13 protein-coding genes are annotated in these 15,858 nt (G+C 70.9%); 2 read left to right on the top strand and 11 right to left on the bottom strand.

Features of this window, described 5'->3' with window-relative positions; genetic code table 11:
• Nucleotides 1–4 precede the first annotated feature (4 nt).
• Both LG388_RS06000 and LG388_RS06005 read left to right on the top strand, forming a co-directional pair.
• Nucleotides 5–769: a TetR family transcriptional regulator gene (locus LG388_RS06000; RefSeq protein WP_225781957.1), complete on the top strand. Its 765-nt coding sequence runs from the start codon at nt 5–7 to the stop codon at nt 767–769.
• A complete protein-coding gene (locus LG388_RS06005) occupies nt 715–1,911 on the top strand; it encodes an amidohydrolase family protein (protein ID WP_225781958.1) in 1,197 nt (398 codons plus the stop codon). Before LG388_RS06000 ends, LG388_RS06005 begins: the two co-directional genes overlap by 55 nt.
• An 18-nt stretch (nt 1,912–1,929) precedes the next feature.
• Here LG388_RS06005 and LG388_RS06010 read toward each other — a convergent pair whose 3' ends face one another.
• From LG388_RS06010 to LG388_RS06060, 11 genes are all read right to left on the bottom strand, one after another.
• Nucleotides 1,930–4,317: a CHASE2 and HATPase_c domain-containing protein gene (locus LG388_RS06010; RefSeq protein ID WP_225781959.1), complete on the bottom strand. Its 2,388-nt coding sequence runs from the start codon at nt 4,315–4,317 to the stop codon at nt 1,930–1,932.
• 346 nt (nt 4,318–4,663) lie between these two features.
• A complete protein-coding gene (gene hutG, locus LG388_RS06015; protein ID WP_225781960.1) occupies nt 4,664–5,491 on the bottom strand; it encodes an N-formylglutamate deformylase in 828 nt (275 codons plus the stop codon).
• 28 nt (nt 5,492–5,519) lie between these two features.
• A complete protein-coding gene (locus LG388_RS06020; protein WP_225781961.1) occupies nt 5,520–6,899 on the bottom strand; it encodes a formimidoylglutamate deiminase in 1,380 nt (459 codons plus the stop codon).
• The gene (hutI, locus tag LG388_RS06025) at nt 6,896–8,113 is read right to left on the bottom strand and encodes an imidazolonepropionase (RefSeq protein WP_225781962.1); all 1,218 of its coding nucleotides are present in this window, start codon (nt 8,111–8,113) and stop codon (nt 6,896–6,898) included. The genes LG388_RS06020 and hutI overlap by 4 nt, the downstream gene beginning before the upstream one ends.
• A gap of 41 nt (nt 8,114–8,154) precedes the next feature.
• On the bottom strand, nt 8,155–8,748 hold the full coding sequence (locus tag LG388_RS06030) for a HutD family protein (protein ID WP_225781963.1): 594 nt from the start codon (nt 8,746–8,748) through the stop codon (nt 8,155–8,157).
• Nucleotides 8,749–10,467 carry a urocanate hydratase gene (gene hutU, locus LG388_RS06035; RefSeq protein ID WP_225781964.1) on the bottom strand — a complete coding sequence of 573 codons (1,719 nt, stop codon included), beginning with the start codon at nt 10,465–10,467 and terminating at the stop codon, nt 8,749–8,751.
• A 29-nt stretch (nt 10,468–10,496) separates the two neighbouring features.
• Nucleotides 10,497–12,041 (bottom strand): histidine ammonia-lyase, encoded by a 1,545-nt coding sequence (gene hutH / locus LG388_RS06040; protein ID WP_225781965.1) that lies wholly within the window; start codon nt 12,039–12,041, stop codon nt 10,497–10,499.
• Nucleotides 12,042–12,103: 62 nt separating this feature from the next.
• Complete coding sequence (hutC, locus tag LG388_RS06045; protein ID WP_370630112.1) at nt 12,104–12,970, bottom strand: histidine utilization repressor; 867 nt, start codon at nt 12,968–12,970, stop codon at nt 12,104–12,106.
• Between the two features lie 4 nt (nt 12,971–12,974).
• Nucleotides 12,975–13,757, bottom strand: coding sequence for an ABC transporter ATP-binding protein (locus tag LG388_RS06050; RefSeq protein WP_225781967.1), 783 nt, complete (start codon nt 13,755–13,757; stop codon nt 12,975–12,977).
• 14 nt (nt 13,758–13,771) lie between these two features.
• Nucleotides 13,772–14,578 carry an ABC transporter permease gene (locus tag LG388_RS06055; RefSeq protein ID WP_370630113.1) on the bottom strand — a complete coding sequence of 269 codons (807 nt, stop codon included), beginning with the start codon at nt 14,576–14,578 and terminating at the stop codon, nt 13,772–13,774.
• 147 nt (nt 14,579–14,725) lie between these two features.
• A complete protein-coding gene (locus tag LG388_RS06060) occupies nt 14,726–15,709 on the bottom strand; it encodes an ABC transporter substrate-binding protein (RefSeq protein ID WP_225781969.1) in 984 nt (327 codons plus the stop codon).
• Between the last annotated feature and the right edge of the window lie 149 nt (nt 15,710–15,858).

The raw sequence follows: 15,858 nt of genomic DNA on the forward strand, positions 1-15,858 counted from the left end.
CCTGATGGCCACGCGCAAGACCGTCGCCCGCCCGCAGCGCAAGACCGGCGTGCGCGAGGCGCAGGCGCAGGCCTCGAAGGACGCGATCCTGCGCGCGGCGACCAAGGTGTTCGCCAAATACGGTTACGAGGGCGGCAGCGTCGAGAAGATCTCGAAGGCGGCCAAGTCCTATGACCGGATGATCTACTACTATTTCGGCAACAAGGAAGGCCTGTTCGTCGCGGTGCTGGAGGGCATCTACCACCGCATGGACGAGGCCGAGGCCGCCATCGCGCTGGACATGGAGCGCCCCGTGGAGGCACTCGCCGAGGTGATCCGCTTCGTGCTGGGCTACTACCGCGCGAACCCCGACTTCGTCACGCTGCTCAACACCGAGAACCTGCACAAGGGCCGGCACATCGCCAAGTCGCTGCGGGCACGCGAATACTCCTCGCGCGCCGTGGCCATCATTGCGCAGATCCTGGCCAGCGGCGGCGCGCAGGGCCTGTTCCGCACCGACCTGGCCGCGCGCGACCTGTACCTGCTGATCGCGGCCACCGGCTACTTCTACATGTCCAACCGCTACACGCTCACCAGCTTCCTGGGCGAGCCGCTGGAGTCGCCCGAGGCCGTGGCGCACTGGGAGGCCTTCGTCATCGAGACGGTGATGCGCACGGTGCGCCAGGACGACAGGAACAACGAGCTTTCCACCCCCACCCCTCACGAGGAATCGAAATGGCAGAAGTCGCAGCCGCCGGCAAGTCGGGCAAGGTCGTCATCCAGAACATAGGGCTGCTGCTCTCCGGCGACATCGACCACCCCATCCTGGACGCCGACACCCTCGTCGTGAACGACGGCCTGATCACGGCCGTCGGCAAGTTCAAGGACTGCGACACCGAAGGCGCGAAGACCGTCATCGACGCCCGGGGCGTGTGCGTGGCGCCGGGCCTGATCGACAGCCACGTGCATCCGGTGGCCGGCGACTGGACACCGCGCCAGAGTCAGCTCAACTGGATCGAGTCCAGCATGAACGGCGGCGTGACCACCATGATCTCGGCCGGCGAGGTGCACTACCCCGGCCGGCCCAAGGACATCGTGGGCCTGAAGGCGCTGGCCATCACGGCGCAGCGGGCCTTCGACGCCTTCCGCCCGGGCGGCGTGAAGGTGCTGGCCGGCGCGCCGGTGATCGAGAAGGGCATGGTCGAGAGCGACTTCAAGGAACTGGCCGAGGCCGGCGTGGGCCTGCTCGGCGAGGTGGGCCTGGGCACGGTGAAGGCCGGCTACGAGGCCAAGGAGATGGTGGCCTGGGCGCGCAAGTACGGCATCCAGAGCACGATCCACACGGGCGGGCCGTCGGTGCCGGGCTCGGGCTACATCGACAAGGACACGGTGCTGGAGGCCGACGCCGACATCATCGGCCACATCAACGGCGGCCACACCTCGCTGCCGCTCAAGCATGTGTGCGAGCTGTGCGAACAAAGCACGCGCGGCATCGAGATCGTGCACAACGGTAACGAGCGTGTGGCCATCGGTGCGGCGCGCGCGGCCATCGAGCTCAAGTGCCCGCACCGCGTGATCCTGGGCACCGACGGGCCGGCCGGCTCGGGCGTGCAGCCGCTGGGCATCCTGCGCATGGTGTCGCTGATCTCGTCGATGGCCGACATCCCGGCCGAGGTCGTGTTCTGCTTCGCGACCGGCAACACGGCGCGCATGCGCAATCTCAACTGCGGCCTCATCGAGGTGGGCCGCGCGGCGGACTTCGTCTTCATGGACCGCGCGCAGCACACGGCCGGCAAGACGCTGCTGGAAAGCGTGCAGCTGGGCGACATCCCGGGCGTGGGCATGGTGATGATCGACGGCCTCGTGCGCGCCGGGCGCAGCCGCAACACGCCGCCGGCCACCGAAGTGCCCGTGGTGCTGGGCGCCCACTGAGGGCGCGGGCGCCGGCCTTCAGAACAGGGTTTCGGCCCGCAGCGTCGTCGCCTCGTCGACCGCGAGCAGCGGCAGCGCGATGACGAAGCTGCTGCCCGCGCCGGGCGCGCTCCAGAGGTCGACCCAGCCGCCGTGGCGCTGCACCACGGCCCAGACCACCGCCAGGCCCAGGCCCCGGGCGCGCACGGGCGGCGCTGCAGCGCCCGCGGCGCCTGCGGACGCGCGGCCTTGCGCAGCGGCGGCCGGGCGACCGGGGGGCCAGGCACCGCCCGGCTCCAGCCAGCCGCGCAGCCGGCGCACCTGGGCCGCGCTCATGCCCTCGCCAGCGTCGCTCACCATCAGCAGCACCTCGCCGCCGTTCACGCCGATGCACAGCCGCACCGCGCTGCCGGCCGCACTGTGGCGGATCGCGTTGTTCAGCAGGTTGACCACCGCCCGCACCAGCAGGCCCGCGTTGCCGCGCACGAAGGTCTCGGTCCCGGCGGGCGCACGCACCTCGATCCGCACGCCGCGCGACTCGGCATAGGCCCAGACTTGGTCCGCGGCGTCGCCGGCCGCCGCCTCGACCAGCACCTCGCCCTGCGTGAAGTCGCCGGCTTCGGCCTGGCCCAGGTCCATGAAGCCCTCGGCCAGCGCCAGCGTGCGTTCGACCTCGCGCCGCACGGCGGCGGCGAGCTCGGCCCGTCCCGGCGCATCCGGATGCGCCCGCTCATCGAGCGCCACGCGGCTGAGGATGTTGACCTGCGGGCTGCGCAGGTCGTGCGACAGGAAGCGCAGCCACTGGGCCCGCTCGGCCTGCATGCGGTGCTCGGCCGTCAGGTCGTCGAGCACCACGGCCCAGCCGTGCGCGCGGCCACCCAGCGGCGTGCAGCGCACGCGGAACACGAAGCCTGCGCGCTGGTAGACCGCCCCCTGGTGCACCGTGGCCCAGTGGCCCTCGGGCGGCGGCGCAGCGCCGGCGGGCCGCAGGCGGTCGAGGATGGCCGGCAGGGCCATGCGCTGCAGGCGGCCGTGCGCATCGCGCCGCCGGTGCAGCCGCAGCAGCTGCCGCGCGGCCGGGTTGGCATGGCGCACCGTGCCGTCGCGCCCGCACAGCAGCACGGCCACGGGCAGGTCGCGCAGGCCCTGGCGGAACAGCCGCTGCAGCGACTGGAGCCGCTGCACCGCATCGTCCAGCGCCAGCAGCTGCTGCTCGAGCGTCAGCGGGCCCTGCATGCGCGGGTCGAGGGGCGGCTCGCCCGCGCGCAGGCCGTCGTGCAGCCGGGCCAGCTGGCGGCGGAAGGCAGCGAGCATCAGCGACTGGCGCCGCCAGCGCCACAGCAGGCAGCCTGCCCACAGGCCGAGGACCGGGGCCACGGGTGAGAGCCACAGCCGCAGCGCCAGCAGCAGGCCCGCGCTGGCCAGCACGCACAGCGCGCCCAGGGCCAGGGCACCGAGCGCCGCCTGGCGTTCGCGCCGCGGGAAGAAGCACAGGCCCGCCAGCAGCGGCAGCACGATCCACAACCGCCGCGGCCAGCCCTGCACCGGCGCGACCGTGCGGCCGGCGCGCAGCGCGGCGATGGCCTGCGCATGCACGGCCACGCCCGGCACGCGCAGCGACGACGGGTGCCCGGACGAGACGGCCCACAGGTCGCCCAGCCCGGCATCGGCCCCCAGGCCCACGAGCACGTCGCGCCCGCGCAGCTGCGCCGCCGGCACCTCGCCGCGCAGCACCTGCACGTAGGACAGCGTGGGCGCACGCCCCGCTTCGTTCGCCCTTGCAAAGCTGAACGGCCCCCGGCGCTGCCAGGCGCCCGCCGCGTCCTGCAGCGGAGCCGCTTCGGGCCGGTCCTCGGCCGGCCGCTGGTGGGCGAGCAGCCATCCCACATAGGGCACGAGCCGGCCGGGACGCCCTTCCTGGGCGTACAGCGTGCGCACCACCCCGTCCGGCCCGGGCACGAGCCGCGCGTGGCCCACGCCCGCCGCGGCCGCGGCCAGCGCGGGGGGCAGGGGCAGCAGCTGCGGCTCGCTGGCGCCCACAGCCTCGCGCTGCACCAGATACACGGGCAGGCGCGACAGGGCCGCCGCGAGGGCGTCCGGCGCGTCGGCGGAGGCGGGCCCACCCAGGTCCACGTCGAGCAGCACGCTGCGGGGCTGGTGCGGGGCCAGCGCCTGCAGGAGTTGCGCGTGCGTCGCCTGCGGCCAGGGCCAGGGCCCCAGCGCGTCGAGGCTGGCACGGTCCACCACGACCCGCACCTGCCCGTCCGCAGGAGCCGCCGGCAACGCCTGCAGCAGCCGGTCCTGCACCCGACCGTCGAGCTGCTGCAACTCGGGCCGCTCGGCCAGCACCAGCATGAGGAGCGGCAGCAACCCGGCCAGCAGCAGCCATTCCAGCAACACCCGGCGCTTGGCGGTCCGTCTTCGCATCAATGGGCTTCGTGGGTCCGGCGGAAAGCGTCGATCCGCAGGCAGCCCCGGCCCGAGCGCCCGGCGGCCCGCGAAGGGGCCCGCCTCTGGCACCTGAACCGCCCGGTGTCACGCGGCGCTCACGGCGCCGTCATGCACAAGGCCTCCCTTGGAATCCGCATGGGTAAGACTTTTTTACCCATGCAACAGATTCTGCCCCACGACCTCGGGCGCAAAGGTGAACTGCCAGTTCACGGTTGATGCGGCGCACGGCAAACGGGAAAAAGGCCGAGGCTGCGTCTCAGCCCGCCCTTTTCCAGTGCATGGTCCCCGGGGCGCCCGGGTGTCCCGCGCCCGGCGGCGCGGCTCAGGGCGGCCGATGCGCCTCAGCGAAGTCGAGCACGGCCTGCAGCAGGCGTTGCAGGTGCGGCTGCACGCCGGCCGCCACATCGGGCAGGTAGTGGAAGGGCAAGGCCTCCTGCATGTAGCTGCTTTGCGTCATCTCGAGTTGCACGGCGTGCTGGCCGTCCTGCGGCCGGCCGTGGTGGCGCGTGATGTAGCCGCCCGTGAAACGGCCGTTCAGCACGCTGGTGTAGCCCTCGGCCTGCTTGGCGATGGCCAGCAGGCGTTCGGCCAGGGCCGGGTCGCAGCTCGCGCCCTGGGCGGTGCCCAGGTTCAGGTCGGGCAGCTTGCCCTCGAAGAAGCGCGGCAGCACGGAGCGGATCGAGTGCGCGTCCCACAGCATGGCGATGCCGTGACTGGCCTTGATGCGCGCCAGCTCCTCGGCCAGCTTGGCATGGTACGGGTGCCAGATGGCGTCGCGGCGCGCGGCGATCTCGGCCGCGCCAGGCAGGTCGGCCGCATCCCGGTAGATGGGCGTGTCGTCGAAGGTGTCGACGGGGCACAGGCCTGTGACGCTCTGGCCCGGGTACAGGCTCGCGCCGTCCGGCGGGCGGTTCAGGTCGATCACGTAGCGCGAATGCGTGGCCACGAGCACCGAGGCGCCCAGCGCATCGGCGAAGCCGTACAGGCGCTCCAGGTGCCAGTCGGTGTCGGGCACCTGCCTTGCCTCGTCGGTGAAGCGCGCGGCCAGCGCGGGCGGTACATGTGTGCCCACATGCGGCATCGAGATCAGCAGCGGGCGCGTGCCGGGGCGAAAGCGGAAGGGCGGCTCGGTGGTGGTGAAGGCGGTCATGGTGAAACCCGGGATCAGGACGGATCGGTCAATCGGTGAGCAGTTGGCGGCGTGCCTGCACGAAGCCCGCCGCCGCCTGGGCCTGCTGCGCGTGACGACCGCCTTGAACGCGCAGCCGGCCGGCGACCCACACGCTGTCGATGGGGCGCTGCCGGCCGGCGGCAAACACATGGGCCGACAGCATCGCGGGTGCGTCAAGGCCGGCGAGCACCGGGTGCGCCGGGTCCAGCACCACGAAGTCGGCCTGCTGGCCCGGCGCCAGGCCGGCCAGCGCGCGGCCCGATGCTTGCGCGCCGCCGTGCACGGCCTCCCCCCACATGGCGGTGGCCACCTGCGGCTGCGCCGCCGTGGTCGCCACGTTGCGCTGGCGGCGCAGCAGGCGCTGGCCGTATTCGAGCATCTGCAGTTCCTCGGCGGCGTCCACGCAGGCATGGCTGTCGGAGCCCACGCCCCAGGTGCCACGGCCCGACGTCCACTGCGGCAGGTCAAAGATGCCGTCGCCCAGGTTGGCCTCGGTGGTCGGGCACAGGCCGGCCACGGCGCCTGTCGCGGCCGCGCGGCGGTACTCGTCGGCGTCCATGTGCGTGGCGTGCACCAGGCACCAGCGCGCGTCGACCGGTGCGTGGTCCAGCAGCCAGGCCACGGGGCGCTGGCCGCTCCAGGCGATGCAGTCGGCCACTTCCTTCACCTGTTCGGCGATGTGGATGTGGATGGGCGCCGTCGCGTCCTGCGCGCGCAGACCCTCCAGCACCTCGCGCAAGGCCTCGGGCGGCACGGCGCGCAGCGAATGGGGCGCCAGGCCCAGCCGTGCGCCCTGTGCGTCGCAATCCGGCCGCAGGGTGTCGAGCAGGCGCAGCATCGAATCGGTGCGGCGGATGAAGCGCCGTTGTCCTGGTGACGGCGCCGTGCCGCCGAAGCCGCTGGTCTGGTAGAGCACGGGCAGCAAGGTCAGGCCGATGCCCGCGCGCTGCGCGGCACGCATCAGCGCCCGCGCCAGTTCGGCATCGTCGGCATAGGGGCGGCCGTCCGTGTCGTGGTGCACGTAGTGGAACTCGCACACCGACGTGAAGCCGGCTTCCAGCATCTCCACGTACAGGCCGAAGGCGATGCCTTCGAGCTGCGCGGGCGTGAGGCGCAGCGCGAAGCGGTACATCAGCTCGCGCCAGCTCCAGAAGGAATCTTCGGCCTCGGCCCGGTACTCGGTCAGGCCCGCCATGCCGCGCTGAAAGGCATGCGAATGCAGGTTGGGCAGGCCGGGCAGCAGCGGGCCGGCGGCCTGCGCCACGCCTTCGGGCCGCGCGGCGCCGGCCTGCACCTGCGTGAGACGGCCCTGGGTGTCCCAGCCCATCAGCACGTCCTTGGCCCAGCCCTCCGGCAGCAGCGCGTTGGCCGCGAACAGCGCGTTCATACGGATCCGTCCGCGATGCGGCCCTGGCGCACCACGCAGCGCACCGGGCGCTGGCCGAACCAGTAGGCCAGCTCGGCCGCGTCCTTCAGGTCCCACAGGACGAAGTGGGCAGGGCGGCCCACCGCGATGGCGCCGTGCGTGTCCTGCAGGCCCAGCGCGCGCGCCGCATGCCGGGTGATGCCGTCCAGTGCCTCGGGCACGGTGAGCCGGAACAGCGTGCAGGCCATGTTGGCCATCAGCAGCAGGCTCAGCGCGGGCGAGGTGCCGGGGTTGTGGTCGGTGGACACGGCCATCGGCACGCCGGCCGCACGCAGCGCCGCGATGGGCGGCAAATGCGTGTCGCGCAACGTGTAGTAGGCGCCCGGCAGCAGCACCGCCACCGTGTCGGCAGCGGCCATGGCGTCGATGCCATCCTGCGACAGGTGCTCGATGTGGTCGCAGGACAGCGCACCGTAGCGCGCCGCGAGCGCCGCGCCGCCCATGTCCGAGAGCTGCTCGGCATGCAGCTTGACCGGGATGGAGAGGGCCTGCGCGGCGCGAAACACCTGCTCGGTCTCGGCCAGCGAGAACGCGATGCGCTCGCAGAACACGTCGACCGCATCGACCAGGCCTTCGGCATGCAGGGCCGGCAGCATCTCGCGGCAGACCAGGTCGATGTAGTCCTGGCTGCGCCCCGCGTACTCGGGCGGCAGCGCGTGCGCGCCCAGGAAGGTGGTGCGCACGGTCACGCCGTGGGCAGCCGCCAGGCGCCGCGCCACGCGCAGCTGCTTGCGCTCGTGCTCGAGCGCGAGGCCGTAGCCGGACTTGATCTCGATGGCGCAGACGCCCTCGGCCAGCAGGCTGCGCAGCCGCGCCGAAGCACTGTCGAAGAGTTCGTCCTCGCTGGCCGCGCGCGTGGCGCGCACGCTGGAGACGATGCCGCCGCCGGCGCGGGCCACCTCCTCGTAGCTCGCGCCGGCCAGGCGCATGGCGAATTCGTTGGCGCGCTGGCCGCCGTAGACCAGGTGCGTGTGGCAGTCCACCAGGCCGGGCGTGACGAGCGCGCCGCCGCCCGCGTGGCGCGGCGCGGCCGCATGTGCCGCCGGCACGGCGTCCGGCGCGCCGGTCCAGGCGATCTGTCCATCCACGACGGCGATGGCGAAAGGCTGGCCGTCGCGGTCACGCAGGTCGGTCCACAGGCCGTCGGCCGAAGGTAAGGTGTCGAATGAAGGCATGGGGGTCCTCTTCTGCGCGGGGGTCGGCTCGGCGCCCGCGGCTATTCAGTGCCGTGCCACAGCACGGCCAGCAAGGCGGCGTCGTCGCCAGCCGTGTCCAACCGCCATGCACGGGCGGTGGCGATGTCCGCGTCGGCCCACCACAGGCCCTGTCCCGCCGTCAGCGATGCGTCGTTGGCCTGCCAGTCGCCGCGCCAGGCCAGCAGCAGGCCATGCGGCGCAGCGGGTAACGCGGCGGCGCGGCGCAGCACGCGCAGTTCCGCGCGCAGGCGACCGCGCCGTGTCATCACGTTGAAGTCGCTGGAGGCGCCGCCCAGCAGCGCGCAGTCGATCGCCGCGTCGCCGCTGAAGGCGAAGGGCGCGAACGGCTCGGCCAGCCGGTGGTCGATGCCGTCGCCGCGCAATTGCACGCCGTCGCCTTCGAGCAGGGTGATGACGCGGTCCACGCCCGGAAAACGCGAGAAGGGCCCGCTCGCGGCGATGGTGGCGATGGACACGCGCCAGTCGAAGCCCTCGAAGCCCGCACCGGGCGGCCAGCTCGCCACCTCGCGCGTGCTGCCGCCGCCGTTCTTCCACGGCGTGGCCGGCAACGCGTCGATGGCGAAACGCCGCACCGAGGGAGGCAGAGGCGCCACTTACTTCACCATCGGCAGCTTGAGGCCGAACTTCTTGGCCGTGGCGATGGCCAGTTCATAGCCCGCATCGGCATGGCGCATCACGCCCGAGCCGCAGTCGTTGACGAGCACGCGGGCCAGGCGCTTTTCTGCAGCCTCGGTGCCATCGCAGACGATGACCATGCCCGCGTGCTGCGAGTAGCCCATGCCCACGCCGCCGCCATGGTGCAGGCTGACCCAGGTGGCGCCGCCCGCGGTGTTGAGCAGCGCGTTGAGCAGCGGCCAGTCGGAGACGGCGTCGGTGCCGTCGCGCATGCCCTCGGTCTCGCGGTTGGGGCTGGCCACCGAACCCGTGTCCAGGTGGTCGCGGCCGATCACGATGGGGGCCTTGAGTTCGCCCTTGCGCACCATCTCGTTGAAGGCCAGGCCCGCGAGGTGACGCTCGCCCAGGCCCAGCCAGCAGATGCGCGCGGGCAGGCCCTGGAAGACGATGCGCTCGCGCGCCATGTCCAGCCAGCGGTGCGTGTGCTTGTTGTTCGGAAACAGCTCCTTGATCTTCGCGTCAGTCTTGTAGATGTCCTCCGGGTCGCCCGAGAGCGCGACCCAGCGGAACGGGCCCTTGCCCTCGCAGAACAGCGGGCGGATGTAGGCCGGCACGAAGCCCGGGAAGTCGAAGGCGTTGACCAGACCTTCGTCCTTGGCCACCTGGCGGATGTTGTTGCCGTAGTCCACCGTGGGCACGCCCATGGCGTGGAAGTCCAGCATGGCCTGTACGTGCACCTTGCAGCTCTGCGCCGCGGCCTTCCTGAGTTCGGCGTGGCGGGCCGGGTCCTCCATCGCGCCCTTCCATTGCGCGAGCGTCCAGCCCATGGGCATGTAGCCGTGCACGAGGTCGTGGGCCGAGGTCTGGTCGGTCACGATGTCGGGTCTCGGGCCGCCGGCCTTGGCGCGGCGCACCAGCTCGGGCAGGACCTCGGCCGCGTTGCCCAAGAGGCCGATGGAGACGGCCTCGCCCGTCGCCGTGTGCTGCTGGATCAGGGCCAGCGCGTCGTCGATGTCCTTGGCCTGCTTGTCCAGGTAGCGCGTGCGCAGGCGGAAGTCGATCGAGCTCTGCTGGCACTCGATGGCCAGCACGCAGGCGCCGGCCAGCACGCCGGCCAGCGGCTGCGCCCCGCCCATGCCGCCCAGGCCGGCGGTCAGGATCCACTTGCCCGTGAGGTTGTTGCCGTAGTGCTGGCGGCCGGCCTCGACGAAGGTCTCGAAGGTGCCCTGCACGATGCCCTGCGCGCCGATGTAGATCCAGCTGCCCGCGGTCATCTGGCCGTACATGAAGAGGCCCTTGCGGTCCAGCTCGTTGAAGTGCTCCCAATGGGCCCACTTGGGCACGAGGTTGGAGTTGGCCAGCAGCACGCGCGGCGCATCGGCGTGGGTCTTGAACACGCCCACGGGCTTGCCCGACTGCACCAGCAGGGTCTCGTCCTCATCCAGATCCTTGAGCGAGGCCAGGATCTGGTCGAAGCACTCCCAGTTGCGGGCCGCGCGGCCGATGCCGCCGTAGACCACGAGGTCCTCGGGCCGCTCGGCGACGTCGGGGTGCAGGTTGTTCTGGATCATGCGGAACGGCGCCTCGGTCAGCCAGCTCTTGCACGTGAGCTGCGTGCCCGTGGGCGCGGCGATCCTGCGGCTGGGGTCGTGGCGGGTGCCGATCTGGGCGACGAAGGGCGGGGTGGGTGCGTTCATGGCGGAGCTCCTTGAAGGGCGGTTCGGGTTCAGGCGTGGCTGGGCAGGAGATCGAGCAGCGCGGCTGGCAGGTCCGCGTTCAGCGCCCACAGGCGCATGGCTTCGATGTCGGGCGCCAGGTAGCGGTCGCGCTCGACGAAGGCCACCTGGGTGCGGATGCGCGCGATCTCGGCTTCGACCAAGGCCGAGCTGCGCGGCGTCGTCGCGCTGCGCTTGAGTTCAATGCCCTGCGTGGCGGCCATGGCTTCGATGCCGATCACCACGGCCGTGTTGTTCACCATGTCGGCCAGGCGGCGGGCGGCGAAGGTGGCCATGGACACATGATCCTCCTGATTGGCCGAGGTGGGCAGGCTGTCCACGCTGGCCGGATGGGCGAGCGACTTGTTCTCGGACGCCAGCGCCGCCGCCGTGACCTGCGCGATCATGAAGCCGGAATTCAGGCCCCCATCACGCACCAGGAAGGGCGGCAGGCCCGAGAGGCCGGTGTCCAACAGCAGCGCGATGCGGCGCTCGGCGATGGCGCCGATCTCGCTCACGGCCAGCGCGATGATGTCGGCCGCGAAGGCCACGGGCTCGGCGTGGAAATTGCCGCCCGAGATCACCTCGCCCGTGTCGATGAAGACCAGCGGGTTGTCCGACGCGGCATTGGCTTCGGTGACCAGTACGCGCGCGGCGTGCGTGAGGTTGTCCAGGCAGGCGCCCATGACCTGCGGAATGCAGCGGATGGAATACGGGTCCTGCACGCGGCCGCAGTCGGCGTGGCTGGGGATGATGTCGCTGCCCTGGAGCAGTTCGCGCACGGCGGCCGCCACGGCGATCTGCCCCGGCTGACCACGCGCGGCGTGGATGCGCGCATCGAAGGGCTTGATCGAGCCTTGGATGGCTTCCAGCGAGAGCGCGCCCGCCATCAGCGCCGAGGCGAAGACGTTCTCGGCGCCGAACAGGCCGGCCAGCGCCAGCGCGGTGGACACCTGCGTGCCGTTGAGCAGCGCCAGCCCTTCCTTGGGGCCGAGCACGAAGGGCGCCAGGCCGATGCGCTGCATCGCTTCGGCACCCGACACGATGCGCCCATCGGCCAGCAGCGCCTCGCCCGCGCCGATCAGCACGCAGGCCAGGTGCGCCAGCGGCGCCAGGTCGCCCGAGGCGCCCACCGAGCCCTTGGCCGGAATGCGCGGCGTGATGCCCGCGTTGAAGAGCGCCAGCAGCGCATCGACCAGCGCGGGCCGCACGCCCGAGTGGCCACGCGCCAGGCTCACGGCCTTGGTGGCCAGCACCAGCCGCACCACCGCGGGCGCCAGCGGCTCGCCCGTGCCCACGCTGTGCGAGAGCACCAGGTTGCGCTGCAGCTCGGCCAGGTGGTCGTGGCCGATCTTCGTGCTGGCCAGCTTGCCGAAACCGGTGTTGATGCCGTAGACCACCTCGTCGTTGTCCACGATGTGCTGCACCGTGGCCTGCGCGGCTTCCATCGGCGCACGCGTCGCCGCGTGGAGCGCGAGCGTCACGCCGCCCGCATGGATGCGCCGCAGCGCCGCCAGCGACACAGCGCCGGGAGTGAGGGTCAGAGCAGTGGTCATGGTGGCAGCCTGTCTATACAAGTTGTGATCAGCGGAAACGAAGGGTCGGGGTGCCGCGTGCGTCAGTTGAAGGTCGGGTTGCCGTCGGCGCGGAAGCGGCTGCCCAGGCGGTAGCGCGAGGCCGGGTGCAGGCAGCGCACCACCGTCACGGGCGTGCCGCGCGTCCAGGTACGGCGCGTGAGCAGCAGGCAGGGCTGGTCCTGCGGCATGTCCAGGCGCCGGGCCTGCTCGGCGCTGGGCAGCACGGCATCGACCAGGTGCTCGATCTGGTCGAAGGGCACGTGGCGCACCAGGTATTCGCTGGGCGGCAGCTGGCGGAAGTCCTGCGCCAGGTAGTCGGGCACCACGCGCGGGTTGACCCAGCGCTCTTCCAGCTGCACGGGCAGGCCGTTTTCCAGGTGCAGGCAGGTGCTGTGGAACACCGATTCGCCCGCGCGCAGGTCCAGCCAGGCCGCCACGTCGGGCGAGGCCGGCTGGCGCTCGGCCTCGATCAGCGCGAAGCCGTAGTCGTGGCCGCGCGCGCGGATCTCGCTGGCGATGTTGGCGATCTGCAGCAGCGTGGACTGCGGCTTGTCCTCCGCCACGAAGCTGCCCACGCCGGCCACGCGCACGATGCGGCCTTCGTCCACCAGCTCGCGCAGCGCGCGGTTGACGGTCATGCGCGAAATGCCGAACTGCGCCACGAGCTCGTTCTCCGAGGGCAGGCGGTGCCCGGCCGGCCACTCGCCGCGCTGGATGCGGCGCGTGATGTGTTCCTTGATCTGCGCGTAGAGGGCCAGCGCGGGGGCCTGCGGTGCGGCCGCCTTGACACCCTCGCCTCGGGTGCGCACAGGCACGGCGGCCGCTGCGCCCGTCGCCGACGGGGACGCAGCGCGCACCGCCTCCTTCCGGCGAGGGGCGGATGCCAGAGCGCGGGCCGGCTTGTTCATGGCTTCAGTGGTGGGCCGCCGCCATCGACTCGGCGCGGATCTCTTCCGTCAGCCTTGCCTTCAGTGCCATGAACTCGGGCGAGGTCTTGATCGTGTAGTGGCGCGGGTGTGGCAGGTCGACCGCAATCTCGCTCTTGATGCGGCCCGGGCGCGCGCTGAACACGGCCACGCGGCTGGCCATGAAGATGGCCTCGTCGATGTCGTGGGTCACGAACAGCACGGTCTTCTGCTCGGCCTCCCAAATGCCCAGCAGCAGCTCCTGCATGAGCACGCGGGTCTGGTTGTCCAGCGCACCGAAGGGCTCGTCCATCAGCAGGATCTTGGGGTCGTTGGCCAGCGCGCGCGCGATCGCCGTGCGCTGCTGCATGCCGCCCGAGAGCTGCTTGGGAAAGTGCTGCTCGAAGCCGCGCAGGCCCACCTTGGCGATGAAGTAGTCGGCGCGCTCCTTCTGCTGCGCCTCGGGCAGGCCGCGCTCGCGCAGGCCGAAGCGGATGTTCTGCTCGATGTTGAGCCAGGGAAAGAGCGTGTAGCTCTGGAACACCATGCCGCGGTCGGCGCCGGGGCCTTCGATGGTCTGGCCGTCCAGCAGCACTTCGCCGCTGCTCGGATGGTCCAGCCCCGCGACGATGCGCAGCAAGGTGGACTTGCCGCAGCCCGAGGGGCCGAGGATGGTGACGAAATCGTTCTTCTGGACTTCGAAATCGACCGGCTGCAAGGCTTGCGTGGACTTGCCACCCGGACTGGTGAAGGTGCGCGAGACGCCGCGGATGGAGAGTTGGCTGCTCATGGTCTGTTGCTGCTTCACAGGCTGGCCCAGCCGAACAACTTGCGGTTGATGGCCTTGAACACGAAGTCCGACACCAGCCCGATCAGGCCGATGACGATGATGCCGAAGATGATCTGGCCCGTGTTCAAGAGCGCCTGGCTGTCGGTGATCATGTGGCCGATGCCCGAGGACGAGCCGATCAGCTCGGCCACGATCACATAGGTCCAGGCCCAGCCCAGCACCAGGCGCAGCGTCTCGGCAATGCCCGGCGCGGCGCCGGGAATGAGCACGCGGCGCACGATGCCCTGGCTGTTGGCGCCCAGCGTGTAGGCGGCTTCCACCAGGTCCTTGCGCGCGCCGCCCACCGTGACGGCCACCATCAGGATGATCTGGAACACCGAGCCGATGAAGATCACCAGCAGCTTCTGCGTCTCGCCGATGCCGGCCCACAGGATGAGCAAGGGAATGAAGGCGGACGCAGGCAAATAGCGGCAGAAGGAAACGAAGGGCTCCAGGAAGGCCTCGACCGGCTTGTACGCCCCCATGGCGATGCCCAGCGGCACGGCGATCACCGCGGCCAGCAGGAAGCCGCCGAACACGCGCCACACGGTCATGCCGATGTCGTGGATGAAGTTGTATTCGGTGAAGAGAAGAATGGCTTCCTGCACCATCGTGATCGGGCTGGCCAGGAAGGTGGGCGAGACGTACCCGCCCAGCGTGAAGAAGGCCCACACGAGCACGAAGAGCACGAAGAAGGCCAGCCCTAGCACCCAGCGCGCGGTGGGCGAGACGGGTTCCAGGGGCTTCATGGCGCGACGCCGCGGCGTCGAAGGTTGAGTCATGGCAGAAAGGAAGCGAACAGGACACGCCATAAGACGGCGAGATTGCGTAGCGAGCGGCCCGAGGTCGGGTCGAGCACCACAGCCGTACTGACGTACGGCGAGGAGCGCAGGCCCGAGATCGGGCCGCGCAGTAGCAATATCGGCGTCTTATTTGATGAAGGAGGCGTCATACATGACGCTGTAGTTGTCCGGCAGCTTGCGGATCACGCCCGCCTCCAGCAGGATCGCCGCGGCGTCCTTCATGAAGGTCTCGATCTCGCCGGCGAAGAACTTCTGGTTCGCCGCCTTGTCCTGCCAGCGCAGGAAGCTGGCGGACTTGGCAAAGGCCTCGCCGGTCTGCTTGACGGCCGCGCCCATGGTTTCGTGCGACTTGGCGGTGTCGTTCTTGATGAGTTCCAGCGCCTCGAAGTACGAATCGGCCAGGGCCTTGGCGGCCGCCGGATTGGCCTTGAGCCAGTCGGGCGCGCAGCCCACCGTGTCCTGGATGTGCGGGAAGTCCAGCGTGGTCGCCAGGATCTTGCCGGCGCTGGGATTCGCACGCACGGTCGACAGGTAGGGCTCGTAGGTCACGGCGGCGTCGTTCTGGCCGGTCACGAAGGACTGGGCCGCCGGCTGCGGCGCCAAGGTGACGGTCTTGACGTCCTTCACGCTCATGCCGTTCTTGGAGAGCAGCCAGGCCAGCGTGAAGTACGGCGCCGTGCCCGGCGCGTCCACGGCCACGGTCTTGCCCTTGAGGTCGGCGAAGCTCTTGATGTCGTTGCGCACGGCGATGCCGTCGGCGCCGTAGGACTTGTCGAGCTGGAAGATCTGCACGATGGGCACGCCGTTCGTGTTCCAGGCCACATGCGTTTCCACCGTGGTGGCCGCGCACTGGATGGCCTTGGAGGCCAGCGCCAGGTGGCGGTCCTTCTGCGGGATCATCTTGATCTCCACGTCCAGCCCGTTCTTCTTGAAGATGCCGGCCTTGTCGGCCAGCGTCAGCGGCGCGAAGCCCGTCCAGCCGGACATGCCGAGCACGATCTTGGTCTGGGCGCTGGCGCCGGAAGCGGCGGCCCACAGGCAGGCGCCGGCGGCCAGGGCCAGTGCAGTGCTGCGCGAAAGGCGACGACGGGTGGCGGGGGTGCAGGACATGGACTCTCCTCGTGAAGGCAGGGGTGGGGTGGAAGTGGAACAACGGCAGGGGTCCTGCCCGACTCAGCCGCCGCGACATCGGGTCGCGACGGGCGCAGTCTAGGGGGCTTGGGAACCTGTCTATACAGGGTCAACACCAATAGAGTGTC

Source organism: Xenophilus sp. Marseille-Q4582 (assembly GCF_916700565.1).
Classification (GTDB): domain Bacteria; phylum Pseudomonadota; class Gammaproteobacteria; order Burkholderiales; family Burkholderiaceae_C; genus Xenophilus.